Raw genomic sequence first — 20,603 nt, forward strand, 5'->3', positions numbered from 1 at the left:
GTGCGCGAAAGTTGCACCGCGCCCCAGGCACGCGAAAGCTCCGCCCTTGAATCGGAGCCGCACTTCCGAGACCTTGCAGCATGACCCTGTCCGAGAGATACGGCGCCGTCCGCGCGCAGACGGAAGCGCTGTGCGAGCCGCTCGAGACCGAAGATTACGTCGTGAGCTCGATGGTGGACGTCAGCCCGACCAAGTGGCACCTCGCGCACACGAGCTGGTTCTTCGAGACGTTCGTCCTCCGGGAGCACTGGCAGTCGTACGCGCCGCGCGACGAGAGGTACGCGTATCTGTTCAACTCGTACTACGTCCAGGCCGGCGAGCGCCACTGCCGCGCGCAGCGCGGGCTGGTCACGCGCCCCACGGTCGCCGAGGTGTACGCCTACCGCGCGCACGTTGACGAAGCGATGGCCGCGCTGCTCGCCGTGATCGACGGGGATCCCGCGCACCCCGCGCTGCCGGTCATCGAGCTCGGGCTCAACCACGAGCAGCAGCATCAGGAGCTGCTGCTCACCGACATCAAGCACGTCTTCTGGACGAATCCCCTGCGGCCCGCGTATCTGCCGCGCGTGCTGGAGCCGCCCGGCGACGCGCCGCCGCTGGCCTGGATCGACATCGCCGAAGGCGTTTATCGCATCGGACACGAGCCGGATGCCGGCTTCGCGTTCGACAACGAGGGACCGGCGCATCGCGTGTTCGCCGAGGCGTTCGCGCTTGGGTCCCGGCTCGTGACGAACGCCGAGTTCTTGAAGTTCGTCGAGGACGGCGGCTACACGACCGCGCCGCTCTGGCTGTCGAACGGCTGGGCGACCGTACAGCAGCGCGGGTGGACGGCGCCCATCTATTGGGAGCACACCACCGACGGCTGGATGGAGTTCACGCTCGCGGGCACGCGCCCGCTCGATCCCGCGGAGCCCGTATGCGCGATCAGCTACTACGAAGCGGACGCGTTCGCGCGATGGGCGGGACACAGGCTCCCGACCGAGATGGAGTGGGAGGTCGCCGCCGCCGCGGCGCCGGTCGAAGGGCGGTTCGTGGAAGGGGGGCTATTCCACCCCGGGCCCGCGAGTGCTTCGGCGAGCGGCGCCCAGCAACTGTATGGCGACGCATGGCAATGGACGCAGAGCCCGTACGTCGGCTATCCGGGATACACGCCCGCCGCGGGCGCGATCGGCGAGTACAACGGCAAGTGGATGAGCGACCAGTGGGTGCTGCGGGGCGCGTCCTGCGCGACGCCGCGGTCGCACGCGCGCCGCACGTACCGGAACTTCTTTCCGTCGGATGCCCGCTGGCAGTTCGCGGGGATCCGCCTCGCCAGGAACGCCTAACCCAAAAAACCCATGCGCAGCAAGGCGAGCTTTCGCGGCCATCCGTCGCATCCCGCGCTGATCCCCTTTCCCATCGCGTTTCTGATCGGCGCGCTTCTGTTCGATCTCACCGGGGTGTGGCTGGGCCGCCCGCCGCTGTGGACGACCGGCGCGCACCTGCTCGTAGCCGGCGTCATCACCGGACTGGTCGCCGCGATTCCGGGAATCATCGACTACAGGTTCACCGTTCCCCCAAAGAGCAGCGGGAAAAAGCGCGCCACGAAGCACGCGCTGTTGAACGTCACCGCCCTCGTGCTCTTCGCCGGCGCGAGATGGCTGCGCGGCGACGCGGACGTTCGGCCCGACACCTTCATCCTCGGCGTGGAAGCAGTCGGCGCTCTCGCTCTGCTCGCAGGGGGCTGGATGGGCGGGACGCTCGTCATGCGGAATCAAATCGGCGTCGATCACAGATACGCGGGCGCCGGAAAGTGGCGGGAGGAGCGCGGCACGCCGGGACCCGGCGGCGCTTCGTTCAGGGTAAGCGGTGGTCTGGAGCTCGATCAGATGAAGCTGGTGCACGTGGCCGGAAAGCGCGTCGTCGTGGGACGGACCGCGGACGGATACGTCGCCTTCGACGACCGTTGTACCCATCGCGGCGCGTCGCTGGCGGATGGCGTGATGATCTGCGGGACCGTGCAGTGTCCCTGGCACGGCTCCCAATTCGATCTCGCGAACGGCGAGGTGAAGGCGGGGCCCGCGCGCAATCCGATCCACGTGTATCGCGTCGAGCGAGCCGGCGACGAGCTTGATATCTTCGGCGTAGCCGACTCGAGCGCGAGCTAGCCGCGCGCCCGGACATCAGCAGCGGCTCACCTATGTATCAGTTGCCTGATCGCTGAGAGCTGATCTGCTCAACGCTCACGGCCCGGATTCCGTCGGTCGAATTCCAGGAGCCTGCCTCACCGCCCCGGACGTCGGAAAAAATCGATCAGTCCGCGACTGCGCTTCCATCTCCCCCGTCGGCCGAAGGACGCTCGCCATCCAGCCATCCCCCGGCGAACTCCGCGCGCCGCAGACCGTCCACGACGTACGGGCATTCGCGCATGAGCCTCCATAGCAGCCCCGACCGGTAATTCTCGATCATCAGCACGAGCGGCCCCTGGTCGATCGCGTAATGTCCCTGCGATATCCAGCCGCCGTCGTCCGCCGGAAAGGTGGGATTGAAGCTGCATTTGTAGCCGAACTTCCCCGTCAGCTCCGGGTAAGCCGCGCTCATGTGCTCGAGCGCCGGGACTACGATCTCCGGGGCGAAGGGGAGCGACGCCGCCACCGCCCAGGGGGACAGAGTGCCGTCGTCCGGACCGAACGGCACTCCGCGCCCGACGTAGCCGTAGAAGCGTCTGCTGACTCCGCGAATCTTGCGTACCGCCGGGCCCGGGCCGTCGCCGGCGGTTATCCCCCACGCGTCCGCGCCGTAGCCGGCGAATCGCCTCGGATTCCTGATCGCATACTCGCGCTGGACGTAGGTCGCGCGCCGGCTGTTCTCGAAGTAGTCGATGCCCTTCCCGCGCATGTACTCGTCGCGGATCCCCCGGAAGTCGATCCAGATGTGGCTCAACTGGTGCATGAACAGCGGGCCGCCGAACAGAAACTCGTGGCCGTACAGCTTCTTCCACTTGTACGTCGAGCTCCACTGTGCATACGAATCCGCGGGGATGGGATGGGTCGGAGAGCCAAGCGCCAGCACGTACAGGAACAGGGCCTCGTTATACCCGCCCCATCCGTACCGGAGAAAGCCGCGCTCCGGCTTCCAGCCGTGCGAGATGAGACCGTTGTCCGCCAGCATCCAGCTCCAGTCCACGCGCAGGTAGAGCTCTTCCGCAAGGTCGCGGATCTCCTGCTCCTCCGGCCCGTCGAAAAAACCGCGCGCGACCAGCGCGCCGACGACCAGGATTCCGGTATCCACACTCGACAGCTCCGACCACCACACCCGCCGGCCGCTCACCGCGTCGAGAAAGTGGTAGAAGAATCCGCGGTGGCCGGTCTCGTCGCTCCCGCCGTTCTGCGGCGCTGCGCGGAGGAACCGCAGGGTATTGCGCACCCGCGCGGCGGCGACTTCGCGCGGCACATACTCCCGGTACGCGGCCACCGTGTAGCAGGCGAGCGCGTACCCGGACCCGGCGATGCTCGCGGGCGCGTTCTCGCGCGTGTTGTCCTTCACGAGCCCGCGCTCGTGGTTCATGTACCGCTCGAAGTAATCGAACGTGCGCTGCTGCAGGTCCGCGAGCATCGCGGGGCCGGAGTCGGCTATCGCGCTAATGTCTCGCGACGGAGCGTCCTCCCACTCTAAGCAGCTCCCGGCGGCCGCCGGTACGGCGCCATCGACGCGTATACGAACCCCAGGATCAGTCCGTACACCAGGTGACCCATCAGACTCCCCAGCGCAACCGGCCGCATGGGCGGCATCTGCAGCGGCGCGAACGGATCCATTCCGAGAGCGACAGGCATCAGAATGAGGCCGCCGAGCACCCACCAGACTACTCCCCACGCCGCGCCGAACACGAGGCCGGATCGCCGATCAACCATACGCTGGCCGAGAATCAAGCCGAACAGCGCGCCGATTACCGCGCTGTTGAAGAGATGGTATAGCCACCCGACTACAATGCTCTCGGACTTCACCACCGCCGCGACCATGGCCATCATCGGCATGCTGCCGCCGTCGGGCGTGGGCGCGGACATCATCTGCATCATCATGCCGAAGATCAGCCCGCCCGCCAGTCCGGCCGCCGCTCCCGCCAGCACTCGTGATCGCATCTTGCGTCCCCCGATGTCAGGTTGAGGATGAGGTTTCGCGGGCGCGATGTCGAGCCGCAGTCCGCGACCGCGCCTGGCGGATACACTCCTGCGCAAGCTGTCGCACCCGCTCGGAGGGGAGCGCACCGACGAAGGCGTGCACCAGGCCGCGGTCCCTCCAGTGGGCGATCGAGTACCCCTTGATTCCCGCCAGACGCACGGCATCGTCCGCCCTGACTCCAGGGGGCGCCGCGAGAATGAAGTATGAGACCCGCCGTCCGTCGATCTCGTACTCGACCACGGCGCCCCTTCCCTGCGGCGTGATGCAGATGCGGGCGCCGACGACCCGCCCGCCAGACAGCACGGGCACCATCACGGCGTGAGCGACGCGCGCGGCGAGCCACGCTTCGACCTCGCTCGCATCGCTCGACTCGAGGCGATCATCGGCGCCGGTGATGGCGTGATCCGCCACAATGCTCGCAATCATGTTATCGGGGCCTCGGCGCGACGTAAGGCCGTACCCGAATAGGAGTCCTACGCTGGAAGCGACGATTACCGCGGCCGCGACGTAGGGAACGCGACGGGACGCCGGCACTCCGGTGCGCGCAGCGGCGACGGCTCCGAACAGCTTGTCCCGGAACTCCACGGGCGGCGCGACGGACAGCGTCTCCTTGAGCAGCGTCGCGGTCGCTTCGCACTCTCGGATGAACATCCGGCATCGCGGACATGTCTCGGCATGGCGCTCGGCCGCCAGGCGCCGTTCGTCGACCCGGCGGACCGCCGAGCGGTCCAGCAGCAGCAGCCGCGCGGCGCCGCATTCGCTACTCATACACTTCTCCTGATGTGACGCTGGGTGGTTTGCGCCGTGAGCGTGGACCGGAGCGCGGCGCGGGCGCGAAACAGACGCGAGGCAACGGTGCCCTCCGGTATCTCCAGCATGGCCGCCGCTTCCCGGTGCGAGAAATCCTCGAGGTCCGTCAGCAGCAGAACCTCGCGCAGCTCCGGATCCAGCCCGTCGATCGCGGTGCGTACCGCGGCTCGCGTCGCGTCACGGTCCAGGCGCTCATCCGGCAGCTCGGACTGGCTCCATCCGGCCAAAGCCGCCTCGAACTGCCGGTCGTCGAAGTCCGACTCCAGCGTCTCGCGCCGGCGCCGCTCGGAGCGGACACGGTTGAGATTAGTCCGGACGAGCGTGGTGAAGAGCCAGGATCGACCCGCGCGCGGATCACGCAGATTGTGGCGCTTCGCGAACGCCCGCAGGACGGAGTCCTGCACCAGGTCCTCCGCTTCCTCCGTCCGGCCGCCGCAAAGCCTCAGCGCCGTGCGGTACAGAGAGTCCAGATTTGCGGCCAGGAGCTCCTCGAAAGCCTTCGGCTCCGGTGTGCCGCCCCGCGCAACGCGAAAGGCCGTGATCATGCGGCGGTCGCTGCGACCGGAAACGGCTCGTGATCTCCCATGTCCATAAGACACCGGGGGCAGGTGAATCCTTCTTCGCTACACCATGTACGCGATGTCGGACGCGCTCGTCGGGTACCCGTAGATAGCATGCCGGAGCTGGTCCGCGGTCAGGCCGGTCCTGATTGCCAGAGCGAACAGGTTGATCATCTCCTCGGCGTTGTGGCCCAGCAGATGCGCCCCCAGCAGCTTCCCGCCACTGCTTTCGGAAATTGTCTTGAACGCGCCCACGCCCGCCCGAACGCGCCGGCTGGAATACCACTCGCTGGTGTCTCCTTCCTTGACAACGACCTCACCGTGCCGCGCGCGCGCGTCGCTCTCCGTCAAGCCGACGCCGGCGAGGGGAGGAACGGTGAAGACGACGCTCGCGGTTCCGGAGTAGTCGGGCGTTCTCGAGTTGCCGCGGAGCAGGTTCGCGGCCACGATGTGCGCTTCGTGCCCCGCGACCGGCGTGAGCGGCAGCGACCCCGGGGACAACGCGACGTCGCCCGCGGCGTAAACGCGCGGGTTCGAGACGCTTTGCAGGAACTCGTTGACGCGGATGGCGCCGTGCTCGTCGGCGGTAACGTCGGCGGCGGCGAGGCCAAGGGTGTCGGTGGCGGGAGACCGCCCGCCGGAATGCACTGCCGCGTCCACGTCTACACTGTCTGCTCCCGCCGGCGTGGTGAAATGAAGGCGCAGCTCCGCGCCGCGCTGCTCGATCGCGCCGACGTCGGCGTCCAGACGCACGTCGACCCCCAGGGCGCGCGTGTGCTGGACGAGCAGCCGCACGTGCTCCGGCTCGAAGCGCGAGAGCGGCTGACCTCGTCCGAGCAGGGTGACCGCGGCACCCGCGCGCCGGGCGATGTGCGCGAACTCGAATCCGATGTAGCCGGCTCCGACCAGCGCGAGCCGCGGCGGCAGTGATTCCAGCTCGAGGAACTGCGTGCTGTCGCGCAGCAGATCTTCCCCGGCAATGCCGAGTCGCTTCGGCTTCGCGCCGCTGGCGATCACGAACCGGTCGGCCTGGAGCGGCTCATCGCCTACGAGGAGTACGTCCTGCGACAGGAACCGCGCGGTCCCCTGGTAGGTGGCGATGCCGGCTCGAGCAAACGATTCCCGACGCTGCTCCGGGACGTCAGCGACGAAAGTCCGCTTGAACCGCATCAGCGCGGCCCAGTCGATCGACGCCTCTCCGGCCAGTCCCGTGCCGCTCATGCGGCGGTGCCAGTCGAGAAGATCAGCGGCGCCGACCAGCACCTTCTTGGGATCGCATCCGCGGAGCGCGCACGTTCCCCCATACGGCTGGTCGTCGACGATCGCGACCGACCAGCCCGCGGCGGCGCATTTCCGCGCCGGGGCGGAGCCACCGGCGCCGGTGCCGATGACGACGAGATCAAACCTCTTCGGTGAAGCCGGCGTCATGGCGCGGCGCCCCTACGGGCGGGAGCCCGCGTCGCCGCCCTTGCTTCCATTGTCTTCTTCGAGCTCCAGCCCGAGCCCCTGCGCGACTCTGTTGACGAAGTTGAAATACGCGGTGACCGCATTAATGATCTTGATCCATGACACGAAAATTCCCCCGGCAGGATTGTCCGTCGATTCCAAGTTCCGAATTGGCGCTTCCCAAAACGGCACTCGCGCGCGTGATCAGGGAAGAGGCGTCGGCGAGCAACCAGTAGTGTTCGCCCGCTCCCGCGGCTTCATGCTGCAGCACATGCGGTCCTCATTATTGTAAGACACCGCGCGCCGCGAAATCTTCAGAAGGGGCGGCCGCGTATCATATTGCTTCCCATGGAGAACGTGTCCGGCCCTGTGCGCGCGGCGTCCGCCGCATCCCGCGACCGCATGGTGAGCGACGTCCGGCGCGGGCTGCTGTCCGACCAGAAATGGCTCCCGCCGACGTACTTCTACGACGCGAGAGGCTCGGCGCTGTTCGAGCGAATCACGCGGACGCCGGAGTACTATCTGACGCGGGCGGAGCACGCGCTGCTCGAGCGCGAGGCCGATTCGATCGCGCTCGCCGCCCGTCCCCGCTCGCTCGCGGAGCTTGGCGCCGGCAACGCCGAGAAATCGCGAATCCTGATCCGCGCGTTGCGCGCGAGAGGATTGTGCGAGGTGTACGTGCCGGTAGACGTCGACCGGGCGACACTGGCGGAAACGGCGGCGAGCCTGCGCGAGGAGTTCCCGGAGCTGAACGTGATTCCGGTCGTGGCGGACATGCGCCGTGAGCTCCGAATCCCACCTGCCGCGCCGCGCCCGCTGCTGTGCGCGTTTCTCGGCAGCACGCTGGGAAACTTCTCGGCGGCCGAGTCGCAGTTGCTGCTGTCCCGCCTGCGGGGAGAGATCGGCAAGGACGGCTGGCTGCTTCTGGGCGCCGACCTCGTGAAGGACGCAGCGACGATCGAGCGCGCGTACAACGACTCCGAGGGCCTCACGGCGCAATTCAATCTGAACGTGCTGTCGGTGTTGAATCGCGAGCTCGGCGCCGACTTCGATCTGGCGGCGTTCGAGCATCGCGCGATCTACGAGCCCCGCTTGCGCCGCATCGAGATGCACCTCGTGTCGCGCGCGAAGCAGCGGGTGACGATCCCGCTCGTCGGCGCGATCGAGCTGGCCGAGGGCGAAAGCATCCGCACTGAAATCAGCTGCAAGTACGACCGCGAATCGCTCGAGGAAATTCTACGCGAGAGCGGCTTCGCGCTGGAGCGGTGGATGACGGACGACAGTCGCAGGTTCGCGCTCGTGCTCGCGCGCCAGGAATGAGCTCCGCCTAGGCCGGTGGCTTCGAGCGCTCCAGCGCCGCGTCCCATTTCCCCAGCCGCGCGACGGTTCCGTACGCGCTCTGCAGAAACGACATCAGCGAGGCGGGAAGCGGATTCCGCGGACGCACCTTCCTTCGGCCCGGACTTGGGCTTGGGTGCCCGACTTGCGCGGCTAGCCGCCCGCGATTGCGTACTCGTTCTTCGGGGCATGACGGGACTCCAGGTATTCTTCGATCGCGTCCTCGCCCACGAGCCAATCGCAGCCCTTCTTGGTAGCGCGCATCCTGCCGTTTCGAATTTGGGCGCGTAGAGTGATCGCGGACAATCCGGTCTCCCGTTCCGCCTCCGCTAGCGTCATAAGGCGCGGCCGTCTCGCGGCCTTGTCTGCGACATTGGCCAACACCTTCTCGCTTGCCCGCAGGATCTCGACCCCCACGATCTCGCCATCCTTGTCGTAGTCCGCGAACACTCCCGGGGAGAGCTTCTTGGTTTTCGCGCTAGCTCGTCGCTTTCCGACATAGACGTACAGCGCATCCGCCTCCTGGTCGTACTCGACAGCAGCCATACCCGATACCTCACTCGTCAACCCACATAACCGTAATTGCGAAAGCCCCGTCACCCTCTTTTCGATACACGACACAAAAACGCCAGCGCATCGTTGCGCGTGGCGTTTTCCAATCTTCTTCAAATTCAACGACATAGCTCAGAGCGGGCGACCGGACTCGAACCGGCGACGTCCAGCTTGGGAAGCTGGCATTCTACCAACTGAATTACGCCCGCGTGAGTTGAAAGCTAAGAGCGCTGTTGGCTGTTGGCTATTGGCTGTTGGCGAACGGCATCACGGAAGCCAGCCTTTGAGGCGGTAGTTGACCGTTCCCGCTATCTCATAGATCCAAAGCTGGAAGGCCTCGATGCGGTCGCCGGGCGTCGCCAGCGTCCTGAACGAAAGCTCGCGCGACTCCGCCGGCACGCACGTCACGCGGAGCCCGGCCTTCTCGAAAGTCCCGCACGCTCGACGAGAGTGCGACGGGGAGGTGACCACGGCGACGCGAGCCCACCGTTGCTGCCGCGCGAGGTCGCGCACCCGCAGCGCTTCGTCGCGCGTGCTGAACACGTCGCCGACGATGAACAGGCGCAACCCCTGTCCCATCAGCTCCATGAGCCGCTTCTGATCGGTGTCGGAGCTGACCTCGAGATTCGCCGGGTGGCGCACGCGAGTCGTCACGAGCGACGGTGTACCGGTCGATCTCGCGAGACGTATGCCGGACAGCAATCGCTCGACGCCGCTGTAGCGAACCAGGCCGTCGGTGGTCACGCCGCCCGACAACACCACTACCGCGTCGAGCGTGAGTGGCGGCGACGGCATCGGGTCCGACCGTATCAGCGCCCGTGCCGGCTGCACAATGATCGGCGTGAATGCGACCACCGCGAACAATGCCGCCAACGCTCCGCCCGCCAACCATAGGATCACGCGGTAGCGACTGACGCCGAGCAATCCGCCGAGCAGCGCCACGGGCGCCAGGCCGCTCGCGTTTGACAAGTGCAGAGTCTCGTTAAGCCCTAGCGTCGTGACGGCCAGCCAGACGAGCGCGCCGAGCACGGCGCCACTGGTGAATTCCCTTACGAGCACGGGTTTCGCCCGGCGCGCGGCGGCGGTACGAGGAGTCGAAGAGTCGGATGGCGACACGTCGACAAAATAGCCGCCGCCCACCCGTGCCGCCGCCGGGCGTTAACTGCCACATAGAACTGCCAAGCTGCGAGCGGCCAGCGAAAACGCTGTCAGCAACGCGCTGCCTACGATTCTGACCGTCAACATCGTCGGCAGCTCCCAGCTGGCGGCTTCTAGCTGGTAGCGCGCAGCTTGGCAGTTCTATTTGGCAGTTACTGCCTGCACGCCGCGTTGGGATCGGGAGCAGGCTTGTCGAGCACGAACGGCCGGTCCCGGTTCGCGATGTTCTCGCCGAGCACCTTCATGAAATTCGACACCTTGGACAGCTTGTCGAAGTCGATGTACTGCGCCTCGTCCGTCGCCATGTGGTAATCCACGTGCGAGCCGGTGTGGAAGAACGCCACCGGAATTCCGAACCGCGCGTACATGTAGTGGTCGCTGCGGCAGTAGAACTGCTCGGGATGTCCCGGCGCGTCGAAGGAACGGTCGAGCTGCCAGTTGAACTCGGGCCGCGCGGCGAAGGCGTTCACGGTCGCGTCGAGCTCGGACGACCTGCGGCCGGAGCCGAGCACCTGCAGATAGTTCGGGCCGCCGTCTTCGGCGTCGGCCGCGGTGCCGCGCCCGATCATGTCCACCACGATCGCCGTGATGATCGAATCGCGCGGCACGGTGGAGTTCTTCGTGAACCAATCGGCGCCGATCAGTCCCATCTCTTCGGCCATGTGCCAGACGAAGATGAGCGAGCGCTTCGGCTTGACGGGCTGCGCGGCGAACGCTTCGGCGATCTCGAGCAGTCCCACCGAGCCCGACGCGTCATCGTCGGCGCCGTTGTAGATGGAATCGAGCCGCATCGGGCGGATCGCTCTGAGGCTGTCGAGAATGACGCGCATGCGCTGCATGCCTTCGGGGCTGACGCGCGCAGTGGCCGGGCCCGCGCCGCCCCGGCGGAACACCATGTTGTACGCGCGGAGTGAATCGTGATCGACCGCATTGCCGACGCCGACGTGATCGCTGTGCGCGCCGAACGCGACGTACTGGCCGGCCAGCGCGGGGTCGTTGCCGCGGATCTTCGCGACGACGTTGTACGTGGGAATCGGGAGAGGGATCTGGCCGAACGCGGGCTGGCCGGAGACGGCCCGGCCGACGTGACCCGGCGTCAGGCTCGCGGGATCGCCGCCGAGCAGCTTCCGCGCGGCTTCCGCGGACACGTACATGTACAGCGGCGCTTGAGGTGCCGAGCCCGCCGGCTGGGCGAGTCCGGTCTGACCTTCGCGCAACGCAGCGATCGTATTCGCTCGCAGCCCTTCGAGTCCCCCGACCGCGATTGCCGCCGCGTTGAAGAATCGGGCGGTCACCGCGCCGCGGTTCGGAGGTCCGGCGAGGCTGGGAAATCCGGGCGCCGGCATGATGACGACTACCTTCCCTGCCGCCCGCTCGCGCGAGATGAGCGACGCAGTGTCACCCCAATTGCCGCCGTAGATCGCCGTCGATCCGTCGAGCGATCGCGGCGTCGTGCCAGCGTCGCGCGGCAGGTATTCCGCCCAGAGAGTGAGCGGCTGTCCGTCGACTTTGATCTGGCGCGCTTCATCGTAGCCGCGCTGTGTGAGCGGAACGAGCTGGTAGTAGCTGCCGCCGTCGCCCGCGGGCTCGAGTCCCATTCGTGCCGCTTCGGCCGCGAGGTAGCGGGCCGTCTTGAGTCCGCCTTCGGTGGCGGCTTCCCGGCCCATCATCGAATCGTGCGCGAAGGCGTACATGCGCATCGAGAGATCGGCGGGAGTGATCGCGGCGGACGTACCGCCGGAGCCTGTGATGACGTCGCCGGTCTGCGGGAGGGGCGCGCATGCGAGCATGGCGACCGCGAGGGACAAGCCGCGAACTGCCTTCATCAGGTGGCTCCGTGCGCAGGTGGGACTTCGATCGAACGATTGTACTGCAGAGAGCCACAGGTCGGGATTGAACCGACGACCGCCCGGAGTGAACAGCCCCCCAAACTGACAAAGTACGGCGCTCTTTCTATAGTAGGCTACTCGGGCGACTTGTCCCAGTCCAGCCCCGAACACCGCGCGAAATGGGTGCGCGAAACACCCTCGAATCACCCTCTGTCCATCGCACTCAATAAAGCCCCGGAAAAGGGCCGTTTGGGTGCCAGGATCGAACCGAGTGATTTTGCCCTGGCGCATCGCCAGGACCTCCTCTCCGTGCTCGAGGCGATGGTCCTCGCCGCCGCGATCGGGGAGGTCCGCGTATGGCGGTGACCGCGCTGTGCGAGTTCTGGATGGCGATGGTGTACAGCTGCGACCATTGCGGGCTCAGGGTGCCGTTCCTGCTCGAAGATGGCTGCGAGGGGCCGCGCGACGGCGGCACCAAAATGGTGCCATGGCCTGAGCACTTCGCTCCGACCGGCGGCAGGAAGCCAGGCGATCTCTATCCTTGGCCGGTGACGGCAAGCGGCCGGCTCGTGCTGCCCGTCCCGTTCATCGCTGCTGCTTGCCCGCGCTGCCAGGATAAAGCCGACGGGGAGTCACGCGCACTTTCTCTACCCTGCCGATCCCGATGTCGCCCGACGCCTGCGGCGAGCCGGTGATACCGTCCGGGCTGGTGATCCCGCAATGACCGGAAAGCCAATGCTGTGGATCCCGGCTAACTGCGAGCTCGGGGACGGCCGGCCGATCGCCGGCGAGATCGCCGACATCAAGCTCTGCCTGCGATGCATCCTCGTCGCGCTCCGGATGGGCGAGCTCGAGCGTGAACGCCTGGCGAGGACCGCGGCATGAACGGGAGCCCCCGATTCATCACCAAGCCAGGATGCACGTGTGTCTGCGTGCACTGCGGGGCCGCACTCCAGCTCACGTGCCCGAAGGGACATCCCGCGGAGTACGTGATCGGCGAAGAGCCAACGCCGCACGCGGGTCACCTGCTTCAAAACGGCCCCCCGCCGGAGCGGAGAAAGAGCAAGAAGGTGAGGTGGGAGGCCCGGCCGGCGACCGGCATCTGCATCACGTGCAAAGCTGAGTTCACGCACGAGCGTCGGGCGGGTCGGCGCTCGGTGGAGTGCCCGGGATGTAGATCACAGAAGGTGGCGGCATGACCCCGCCGATGCCTGACACCGAGCGAGTGACACCCACCGAAGCCCCCGAGCGTATCTGGCTCCAGCCCACGACCGTCCCTTACGATCGGGGCGGCGAGTGGACGTGGTGCTGGCACGAAATCGGAGAGGGCGACATACCCGACGTTGAGTACGTCCGCGCCGACCGCGCACCAGTAGGCGCTACCCGAGAGGAGCCGTGCCACAACTGCACACCAGAAGAACGGGAGCACGGTAACTGCCCCTGCGTACAGCGCGAGGTCGGGAAGTGGCTGGAATCCCTCACATCTGCTACTGGTGGAGAGATAGACCATGAGCGCGACCGCGAGGTTGCGATTAAGTGGGCGCGGTATGTGGTCGAGCAGCATCCGCTGGCGCTTAATTCAAACAGCACGGCGCAGTCTATTGCTCGCGTCGTACTCGCCGCTCTACGTTCCTCACCCCCGCCAGCGAGCGGTAAGGCCAGCAATCCGTGGCGCAAGCTGGCTGCAGAGGCGTGTCGGTTTCTCAACCGCGAGCAGATTGAACAAGCGTCGAAGGCGGCGGGATGGTCAAGCACCTTCTGCGCTGGCGAACCGATGGGCATACCTACCGCTCCGAGCGGATGGAAACCTGCCGCATCCCTCGCAGCCCCGATACCCGTACTGACAGCGGAACAGGCAAAAATGTGCTACGAGGCCGTGGCGCGGTGGTTCAGGGACGGCCCCGATAGGGACGTAATACTCGCCAAGCTTCGCGCCCTCGCCTCTCCCGCCCTGACCACAGAGGAGCAGCCATAAATGGAAACCTACGAAACAGGCCGGCCGTGGGTGACATACACATATCCGTACTCCGACCGAAACTGGCGGCTTTGGTTGCTTGGTCGCACGGCTGTTGACGTGGAGTGTCTAATCTGCGGTGAGCGGGAGCGGCTGTCGCTCAAGATTCCGCGCTTCGGCCCCATTGTGGATAGAGGGCCGCATCCGTTGCGGACGCACTTTCTCGCAGCGCACAGACACCGGCTGCAAGCGACCGCGCCGGAAACGTGGAAGCTGCCACTCCGAAACATCGCCGCGCTCGGACGTGGTGACCTGCAAGGGCTGATGACTGACGTAGCAAATCGCGCCCGCTCTCTCGCCACCAACGAAATCACGGTGGAGGCATCCGATGTCTGACCGTATGATGGCAGGTAGTCCCGCCGGATGTGGCTGCGTTTTGCTCATCTGCCTTATAGTCGCCGCTGTCATGTGGTTGGGGGCTTTATGAGCGGCACCAGCGACCTTCCGTTGTTCGCCGACGCCCGGCCCCCTGCTCCATTTCAATCGTCCTCCAAGACGTCGCGCGTCGCCGGCGTCACGCGAACGCGCGCGGCGGTGGCCAGCAAGCGCGAGCGCGTCCTCCTGGTGATCACCGCGGCCGGCGAGAAAGGCGCGACCTGCTCGGCGATCTCCGAGCAGCTCGGGATCCCCGACCACTGGATCACCAGCTCGATCGCGCGGTTGTTCGAGCTCGGGTCGATCGCCGACTCCGGACTCGAGCGCGAGAACCCGCGATCGGGCAAGGCGCAGCGCGTCCTCGTTGCGCAGAGAGCTAGATGAGCGCCCGCCCCCAGGAGGTCGGTCGTTTACAGGTGCGGCGGCTTCAGACCGCGGCCTTCCCACCAAAATTGCAGCATCCGCATTGTGTCAGTGTGGCCGATCCAGGCCTTCTCCTGAAGATGGAAGATCCAAGCCACATAGCGGTCGATCGTCGGCACTTCCGACAGCGCGACGCTGTAGGAATTCTCGTAATCCGGGCACCGAGAACAGATCGCGCGAAAGCCGATGTTCGCCGGCGTCCCGAGGTACATGATCGCCGCTCCGATTGCTTCGGCGTTGTCGCTTTCCGAGGGAGGAGCGTCGGCAGTGGCATCGATTGGGTACGAGCCGACTTTGCCGAGCTTTGGGTTGGCGTTGAACACCTCGAGAGACCCGGCATTCTCGGGTATCGGCCTCTCGCAAACGTCGCAGATCCATTGGTTGGCCATCCAGTCAATCTAGGGGAAGATTCGCGCGACAAAGCTCCTGGGGATGGTGCCGCCGCTGGAAACGGCGCGGGCGCAGATGTCTCGGGCTCATTCACACCTGCACCCCAGGAGCCGGGCGCGTGAAAGAGCTCCACCCGTACCTCAGCGATCCGGAGCGCGCGAGCGCGTTCGAATACCTCAGCCAGCAGGGCGCCGGCACGACGCGCCGATGGGCTGAGCAGCTCGGCTGGAAACGCGGGAAGCTCAATCGATTCCTCGACTCTGTACGGCGATACCGACTCGCCGAGATCGAGACCACGCCGCACGGAAGCAGGTTCCGACCCTGCACCGGCGTTGCTGAATCGATCGAGCCGAAACGCGACCAAGATGCGGACAAGGTGCGGCCAGGGCGCGACCAAGGTGCGACCACACTAGGTAGTACTGGTCTTTCTGGGTTCACTGGGCCTAGCGCGCGCGAGAGGGAAACTGGGGAAAACTCGGTGGACGCGGCCGGCGACACAGTGCCTTGGAGCTCGATCGCGGTCCGCATGATCCCGGCGATGAACCAGGAGTTCATGCGGATGTTCAGCGATTACCGGCCGATCAATCCGGACAACCGCGGATCCCACCGCGCCGGCCACGAACTCGAGCGCGCCGGCGTCGAAGCTGAGTGGTGCGAGCAGCGACTCCGGCAGATGTGCCGCATGTTCAACCCATCGAAGCACGGTGGCGGCGAACCGCCTCGGTCACTGCGCTATTACGCCGCGTCGCTTATTCGGGACTGGAGCCAGTACTCCCTGCCGCTCGCCCGGGTCGAGCCAGCATCGCCGCGAGCAGCTGCGCCCGAGCGTGTAGACACGACCGCGGCCGCACAGGAGCTGCCGGATCCGGCGCCGGCGGCAGATCCCACGCGGTGGCGTCTCGAGATCGCGGCCGACCGGACGCGACTCTCGCGAATCGCACCGGAGGACGTCGGCCGCGCGCTCCGCGCCACGGGATCCGGCACGTGAGCGCGCAGGCGCTCGAGAAGTACACCGAGGACGTCGTCAACGAGGCGCTGTCCCAGCGGAGGCTGCACTCGACGTCGCTCCCGCACATCGCGGCCGCAGTGAACACGGCGCCGTCGAAGGTCCACCTCGACAGCACCCTCGCGCTCGTCGAGGAGCTGCGCGCGATCGTGGTGGCCGAGGGGCCGGTGCCACAGTACAGCTCGCGCCGGCTGAACCGCATCCGCATCGACTGGCCTGAGCTCTGGGAAGTACTCCGCCGGTTCACTCCACCAACTGCGGAGGCGGCAGGTATCGATGGCTAACCAAGTGCGCCAACTGCCTCATAACCGGCAATCCGTCACTCTCCGACGCCCTTCATTCCCTGCGTTTCTCGGACAAGCGCGTCGAGCTGAATGGCGATCGATAGCGGATCCGCATTTATCTCGGCGCCGGAAAACCGCATCACCTCAAACCCCTGTAAACGAAGGTCACGGTCGCGCTGGCGATCGCTGGTGAAGTTCCCCCTATGCCACTGGTACCCGTCGAATTCCACAACCAACGGCCTATGATGGCGCCCCCATCTCCAGAACACGGAGTCGACCCGGGCATTCAGTGATGGGATACCAGCTTGCGGGGTGATATGCAGCCCGTGCTCGAGACTGTCGTCTTCACCAGGGAATTCCAACTCCCGATACTCGGCCGTGCGCTGATAAAAATCAGGATACGGCTCGGTGACCGATACGAGATACCGCCGAACCTGCGCCAACAAAAGAAACGAAAGCAGAGCTTTCTTCTCTATTGGGGACTCGGCGAAAGCCACGGCATTGGCGAACGCATACTCCCAGCTGCCCGTCTCGTTCCTTACGTCGGTGTATCGCGGCGCCGTCTCCTCGAAATCGACGTCAGGTCTCGACCACAGGTGAGGCGATCTCAAGTCGGCAAAGGCGAGTCCGTACATGACTCCGCGGAACATCTCATCTGACGACAAAGCCGCGTTCAGCAGCAGTCCAAAGTCATCCTTGCCGACAACCTCGCGCGATCGTTTCGGGCTCATGGCGCTCTCCTCTGATGTTCGATGCAATCTACTTGTTGCGTTTTCGGGCTTTGTTCGGTACGCTGGATTAATGACCGCAATCCAGACTCGACCCGATCTCGAGACTCCTCTTCGCCGCGACGTCGTCCCTCTCGCCGGCGCAGCGCCCTACATAGGTGGCAAGCGCAACCTAGCCTCGCGCGTGACGGCCCGGATCGATCAGATACCGCACAGCTGCTACGCCGAGCCCTTCGTCGGGATGGGCGGCGTCTTCTTTCGCCGGCGCACGGCGCCGAAGAAGGAAGTGATCAACGACGTGAGCCGCGACGTCTCGACCTTCTTCCGAGTACTGCAGCGCCACTTCGTTGCGCTCGTCGAGATGATGCGATGGACGCTCACATCGCGCGCGGAGTTCGAGCGCCTCGTAGCCACCAACCCTGCCACGCTCACCGACCTCGAGCGAGCTGCACGCTTCTATTATCTGCAGCGCACCGCGTTCGGTGGAAAGGTCGCCGGGCGGAACTACGGCGTGTCCATGGACCGGCCCGCCGCGTTCGACATCACGCGCCTCGTGCCGGACCTGCAGGAGTTGCACGAGCGGCTCGCCGGCGTCGACATCGAGAACCTCCCCTACCAGGACTTCATCGCGAGGTACGATCGACCGACGACCCTGTTCTACCTGGACCCGCCCTACTATGGATGCGAGCGCGACTACGGCGCCGGAGTGTTCGACCGTGAAGACTTCACCCGGATGGCCGAGCAGCTCGCGAAGATTCAGGGCCGTTTCGTGCTATCAATCAACGACGTCGCCGCGGTCCGGGAGGTCTTCGCCGCGTTCAAGCAGGAGAGTTTGGCCACGACGTACTCCCTTCCCGGCGGGAACAAGTCAAAGAAGGTCAGCGAGCTGCTGATCACGAACGTCTGAGCGTGGAGGTACGAGTGACGAACGGCCCAAAGATTCAACCGGCGCTCTCGGCACAGCAATGGAGCGAGTACCGCGAGCGGCGTCTCACGATGGATCCCGGGCTGGACGACATCATCGCGCACCCGGATCCGGAATTTCCTGCGCGCGCGATCGCGATCGCGAATGATCAGTTGCACGAAGCCGATCCGCGGAAGATCACGATGCAGCGAGTGAACCGGATCCGCGAAGCCGCGGTGCTGCTCGAGCAGCAAGAAGGTCCGTCGCCAGCGTGGGAGCTCCACCGGATCGCCGACGTCCTCGCCTCGTATCTCCCGCGCGGGGAATGATGCGGTGGTAGCACTTTCGCGAGCGATTCACATATACTCGCCCCATCTGACATCGGGGGCGTAAGGCATTCGACGGGATTGCTGCAGCGAAGGGTGCGAGCGGAGGGCGCGGGCCTTACAGCGCAAACGCGTAACTGCGAAAGATTCCAATGTTCTCGAGTTCCGCCCGAAGGCGGAGCGCCAGTCGTTGAGACCGGCGCTGATGGCTGCGTAAGCAGCCTCGCTCGCACGGCCGCTCGGCGCCGTGATAACCAAAGCCGAGCTGCAGTCGGACGTCGCCGGCGACGCTAAGCCGGATGGTGGAGGGTGATCGCGGGCAACCACGGTCGCCCCTGCTCAGCCAGGAGCATAAACCGGCACGCTCGTATCACCGTTCGTGAAAGTCGTCTCGGACCCGGGTTCGATTCCCGGCGCCTCCACTAGCTCCGATGTGCATGTAGGACATACGGTTGTGGCGTTTTTCCACAGAAACGGTATACTGGTCCACATTGCCGACGACTGCGACCGAGCCGTACATCCTCCTGCCTGGCGAAGAGATGAGATGCCCAGCCGGGCATCGCGTCGATAAGCACGTCTGGGTAGGCAGCGCGACCCCGAACCTCGTCCAGCGCTGTCTGTTCAAACAGCCGGGCGCCGCGCTCGTCCACGGAAAGCCCCCTGCCCCGTGCAGCCTTTGCTGGTGGTGGGTGCTCATGCCGGGTGGGCTCTATATCTGCGTGCCGATGACGAGCAGCGACGCGCACAAGCTTGAGGTCGGCGGTTACGACCTGGTAAAGATTCTCGAGCTCGTCGGCCTGCGAGCTCCGTGGCAACTCACCAAAGCTGCGTGACGACCGGAGGGGATTTGTTCGGCTAAGGAAAAACCGTTCACGGCGGCCGAACAGAATCGCTGTCGTGAACAAAAGCAGAGGTCGTATACTGTAGAAGTCGACAAATAGATCGCAGCTGGCCTACAACGCCGGCTCTCACGCCCAATCCAGGGCGCGGGAGCCGGCGTTTTGTCTTTCACCCATTAACCCATTGGGGGAAGTCGTGAATCAAATCGCCGCATTGCTCCGCCGGATCTGGCAGACGATCGTCCGCTGGTTCACGGAGACTTGCATCATCGCCGACCCCGTCGAGAAGGCGAAGCGCGACGCGCAGCGCCGCAAAGAAAAAGAGCTCGCGAAGATCCAGGCGAAGCTCGACTCGGGCCGGTACGAAGCTGTTGCGCGCTGGCGGAAGGTGAAGCGGGCGAGGAAGTACCTGCCGTGGTTCTGGCGCCGATCCGGCCACGTCCTCCGGGCGATCAATCCGCGTCGGCGCCGCGCGAAGAGGATCCTCGCCGAGCACGGCGTGAACTACAACAGCGGCCGCCAGCGTCGGCGCTTTCGTAAGACGTACAACCGCGCCTACCGCGCCCACCAAGTAGAAGTAACTGCAGCTGCGAACGCGGCGACGGCCCCGGTCGTCACGCTGCCAGGCGCTGCTGTACCCGAGCTCGCTGCGGCGTAACTGTGATCAGCATCACGCTGCCGAACGTCGAGCAGCTCCTCGAGCGGGTGAATGAGATCGAGAAGAAGCGGATCCCGTTCGCCATCTCGAGGGCGCTCAACCTCACGGCCATGGGATTCCGCGGCGCAATGCGGACCGGGATCTCGCGCCGTTTTGTCGTGCGTGTGCCTCGGTTCATCCTCGGCAGCGACAAAGGGATGCGCAGTGGACTGGTGCACGTGGCCAGGGGCGAGGACTCGAGCTACAAGCGGGGGCAGTACAGCGCGACTGTGGCCGTCGGCGGAAGCGAGCCAAGCTCCAAGTCATTCGGCAGCCGCTTCATCCTCAACAAGTTCCAGGACGGTGGCGAGCGCACGGGCACAGCTGAGTCCCCGATCGCCATTCCCACGAAGTCACTGCGCCCGAGCTTCAGCGATCGCGTCCCACGCGCGATGTACCCGAAGAACCTCGGCCACGTGGCGAGCTCACTGCCCACAGCATCAGGTCATAACGAGCGGAGCAAGAAGCGCCCAGCCAAGCGCGCACGCGGGACGTTCGTCATCGGGCAGGTGGGAGAGAAGCAGTGGGGCATCTACCAGCGCGTGGGCCCAGGCAAAAACGACATCAGGAAGATCTGGAGCTTCCGCACGCGGATCCCGATTCCCCGCCGCCTGCAGTTCTACGAGACTGCGCAGGCGTACGTGCCGAACTCCTGGAAGAAGCACATGCGGAAAGCGCTCGGTGAGGCGCTCGATCGCAGTGGCGGGGCCGCGCGCGCGGACTCGCTGCTCGACGGGTGATGAGCACGTAAAAATGCTAACTGCAC

General features: G+C 65.7%; 25 protein-coding genes, 1 tRNA gene and 1 other RNA gene. 15 read left to right on the forward strand and 12 right to left on the reverse strand.

The genetic code is table 11. The features are described from left to right. Positions 1-80: 80 nt before the first annotated feature. Together egtB and WEA80_01670 are read left to right on the forward strand one after the other, a co-directional pair. Positions 81-1,325, forward strand: coding sequence for an ergothioneine biosynthesis protein EgtB (egtB, locus tag WEA80_01665; protein ID MEX1185282.1), 1,245 nt, complete (start codon positions 81-83; stop codon positions 1,323-1,325). A gap of 12 nt (positions 1,326-1,337) precedes the next feature. After that, the gene (locus WEA80_01670; protein MEX1185283.1) at positions 1,338-2,147 is read left to right on the forward strand and encodes a DUF2231 domain-containing protein; all 810 of its coding nucleotides are present in this window, start codon (positions 1,338-1,340) and stop codon (positions 2,145-2,147) included. 145 nt (positions 2,148-2,292) lie between these two features. On the opposite strand, the gene WEA80_01675 is transcribed toward WEA80_01670, so the two are convergent. From WEA80_01675 to WEA80_01700, 6 genes are all read right to left on the reverse strand, one after another. Beyond that, a complete protein-coding gene (locus tag WEA80_01675) occupies positions 2,293-3,594 on the reverse strand; it encodes a glucoamylase family protein (protein ID MEX1185284.1) in 1,302 nt (433 codons plus the stop codon). Positions 3,595-3,650: 56 nt separating this feature from the next. Then, a complete protein-coding gene (locus tag WEA80_01680) occupies positions 3,651-4,118 on the reverse strand; it encodes a DUF6789 family protein (protein ID MEX1185285.1) in 468 nt (155 codons plus the stop codon). A 16-nt stretch (positions 4,119-4,134) separates the two neighbouring features. After that, a complete protein-coding gene (locus WEA80_01685) occupies positions 4,135-4,926 on the reverse strand; it encodes a hypothetical protein (GenBank protein MEX1185286.1) in 792 nt (263 codons plus the stop codon). Further along, positions 4,923-5,513 carry an RNA polymerase sigma factor gene (locus tag WEA80_01690; GenBank protein ID MEX1185287.1) on the reverse strand — a complete coding sequence of 197 codons (591 nt, stop codon included), beginning with the start codon at positions 5,511-5,513 and terminating at the stop codon, positions 4,923-4,925. Before WEA80_01690 ends, WEA80_01685 begins: the two co-directional genes overlap by 4 nt. A gap of 78 nt (positions 5,514-5,591) precedes the next feature. Next, complete coding sequence (locus tag WEA80_01695) at positions 5,592-6,956, reverse strand: NAD(P)/FAD-dependent oxidoreductase (GenBank protein ID MEX1185288.1); 1,365 nt, start codon at positions 6,954-6,956, stop codon at positions 5,592-5,594. Positions 6,957-6,968: 12 nt separating this feature from the next. Beyond that, on the reverse strand, positions 6,969-7,100 hold the full coding sequence (locus WEA80_01700) for a hypothetical protein (protein MEX1185289.1): 132 nt from the start codon (positions 7,098-7,100) through the stop codon (positions 6,969-6,971). A gap of 222 nt (positions 7,101-7,322) precedes the next feature. Here WEA80_01700 and egtD point away from each other — a divergent pair, with 222 nt between their 5' ends. Then, positions 7,323-8,294 (forward strand): L-histidine N(alpha)-methyltransferase, encoded by a 972-nt coding sequence (egtD, locus tag WEA80_01705; GenBank protein ID MEX1185290.1) that lies wholly within the window; start codon positions 7,323-7,325, stop codon positions 8,292-8,294. Positions 8,295-8,465: 171 nt separating this feature from the next. Here egtD and WEA80_01710 read toward each other — a convergent pair whose 3' ends face one another. From WEA80_01710 to WEA80_01725, 4 genes are all read right to left on the reverse strand, one after another. Next, positions 8,466-8,858, reverse strand: a complete 393-nt coding sequence (locus tag WEA80_01710; GenBank protein MEX1185291.1) for a DUF2283 domain-containing protein — start codon at positions 8,856-8,858, stop codon at positions 8,466-8,468. Between the two features lie 142 nt (positions 8,859-9,000). Further along, positions 9,001-9,073 (reverse strand) — tRNA-Gly (locus WEA80_01715). 58 nt (positions 9,074-9,131) lie between these two features. Then, positions 9,132-9,980, reverse strand: a complete 849-nt coding sequence (locus WEA80_01720) for a YdcF family protein (GenBank protein ID MEX1185292.1) — start codon at positions 9,978-9,980, stop codon at positions 9,132-9,134. A gap of 194 nt (positions 9,981-10,174) precedes the next feature. Next, on the reverse strand, positions 10,175-11,848 hold the full coding sequence (locus WEA80_01725; GenBank protein MEX1185293.1) for a M20/M25/M40 family metallo-hydrolase: 1,674 nt from the start codon (positions 11,846-11,848) through the stop codon (positions 10,175-10,177). Positions 11,849-12,207: 359 nt separating this feature from the next. On the opposite strand from WEA80_01725, the gene WEA80_01730 reads away from it, so the two are divergent. From WEA80_01730 to WEA80_01750, 5 genes are all read left to right on the forward strand, one after another. Then, entirely contained in the window at positions 12,208-12,546 is a 339-nt protein-coding gene (locus WEA80_01730; GenBank protein MEX1185294.1) for a hypothetical protein, read from the forward strand. Positions 12,547-12,571: 25 nt separating this feature from the next. Further along, entirely contained in the window at positions 12,572-12,736 is a 165-nt protein-coding gene (locus WEA80_01735; GenBank protein ID MEX1185295.1) for a hypothetical protein, read from the forward strand. Positions 12,737-13,058: 322 nt separating this feature from the next. Continuing rightward, positions 13,059-13,826 (forward strand): hypothetical protein, encoded by a 768-nt coding sequence (locus WEA80_01740; GenBank protein ID MEX1185296.1) that lies wholly within the window; start codon positions 13,059-13,061, stop codon positions 13,824-13,826. Continuing rightward, positions 13,827-14,201 carry a hypothetical protein gene (locus WEA80_01745; GenBank protein ID MEX1185297.1) on the forward strand — a complete coding sequence of 125 codons (375 nt, stop codon included), beginning with the start codon at positions 13,827-13,829 and terminating at the stop codon, positions 14,199-14,201. Positions 14,202-14,288: 87 nt separating this feature from the next. Next, the gene (locus WEA80_01750; GenBank protein MEX1185298.1) at positions 14,289-14,624 is read left to right on the forward strand and encodes a hypothetical protein; all 336 of its coding nucleotides are present in this window, start codon (positions 14,289-14,291) and stop codon (positions 14,622-14,624) included. A gap of 26 nt (positions 14,625-14,650) precedes the next feature. Here WEA80_01750 and WEA80_01755 read toward each other — a convergent pair whose 3' ends face one another. Next, positions 14,651-15,052, reverse strand: a complete 402-nt coding sequence (locus WEA80_01755; protein ID MEX1185299.1) for a hypothetical protein — start codon at positions 15,050-15,052, stop codon at positions 14,651-14,653. Positions 15,053-15,171: 119 nt separating this feature from the next. Between WEA80_01755 and WEA80_01760 the strand changes: the two genes are divergently transcribed. Together WEA80_01760 and WEA80_01765 are read left to right on the forward strand one after the other, a co-directional pair. After that, complete coding sequence (locus WEA80_01760) at positions 15,172-16,041, forward strand: hypothetical protein (GenBank protein ID MEX1185300.1); 870 nt, start codon at positions 15,172-15,174, stop codon at positions 16,039-16,041. Further along, positions 16,038-16,343, forward strand: a complete 306-nt coding sequence (locus WEA80_01765; protein ID MEX1185301.1) for a hypothetical protein — start codon at positions 16,038-16,040, stop codon at positions 16,341-16,343. The genes WEA80_01760 and WEA80_01765 overlap by 4 nt, the downstream gene beginning before the upstream one ends. A 35-nt stretch (positions 16,344-16,378) precedes the next feature. Here WEA80_01765 and WEA80_01770 read toward each other — a convergent pair whose 3' ends face one another. After that, positions 16,379-17,074: a DUF559 domain-containing protein gene (locus WEA80_01770; GenBank protein ID MEX1185302.1), complete on the reverse strand. Its 696-nt coding sequence runs from the start codon at positions 17,072-17,074 to the stop codon at positions 16,379-16,381. A gap of 70 nt (positions 17,075-17,144) precedes the next feature. Here WEA80_01770 and WEA80_01775 point away from each other — a divergent pair, with 70 nt between their 5' ends. The 5 genes from WEA80_01775 to WEA80_01795 all read left to right on the forward strand — a co-directional run bounded on the left by WEA80_01775 (position 17,145) and on the right by WEA80_01795 (position 20,577). Then, complete coding sequence (locus tag WEA80_01775; protein MEX1185303.1) at positions 17,145-17,978, forward strand: DNA adenine methylase; 834 nt, start codon at positions 17,145-17,147, stop codon at positions 17,976-17,978. A gap of 14 nt (positions 17,979-17,992) precedes the next feature. Next, positions 17,993-18,304: a hypothetical protein gene (locus tag WEA80_01780; GenBank protein ID MEX1185304.1), complete on the forward strand. Its 312-nt coding sequence runs from the start codon at positions 17,993-17,995 to the stop codon at positions 18,302-18,304. Between the two features lie 54 nt (positions 18,305-18,358). Next, positions 18,359-18,726, forward strand: a transfer-messenger RNA (tmRNA) gene (ssrA, locus tag WEA80_01785). A 610-nt stretch (positions 18,727-19,336) separates the two neighbouring features. After that, positions 19,337-19,798 (forward strand): hypothetical protein, encoded by a 462-nt coding sequence (locus WEA80_01790; GenBank protein ID MEX1185305.1) that lies wholly within the window; start codon positions 19,337-19,339, stop codon positions 19,796-19,798. Between the two features lie 2 nt (positions 19,799-19,800). Continuing rightward, the gene (locus WEA80_01795; protein ID MEX1185306.1) at positions 19,801-20,577 is read left to right on the forward strand and encodes a hypothetical protein; all 777 of its coding nucleotides are present in this window, start codon (positions 19,801-19,803) and stop codon (positions 20,575-20,577) included. The last annotated feature ends 26 nt before the right edge of the window (positions 20,578-20,603 follow it).

The sequence above is a fragment of the Gemmatimonadaceae bacterium genome (assembly GCA_040882285.1).
Taxonomy (GTDB): Bacteria; Gemmatimonadota; Gemmatimonadetes; order Gemmatimonadales; family Gemmatimonadaceae; genus JACDCY01.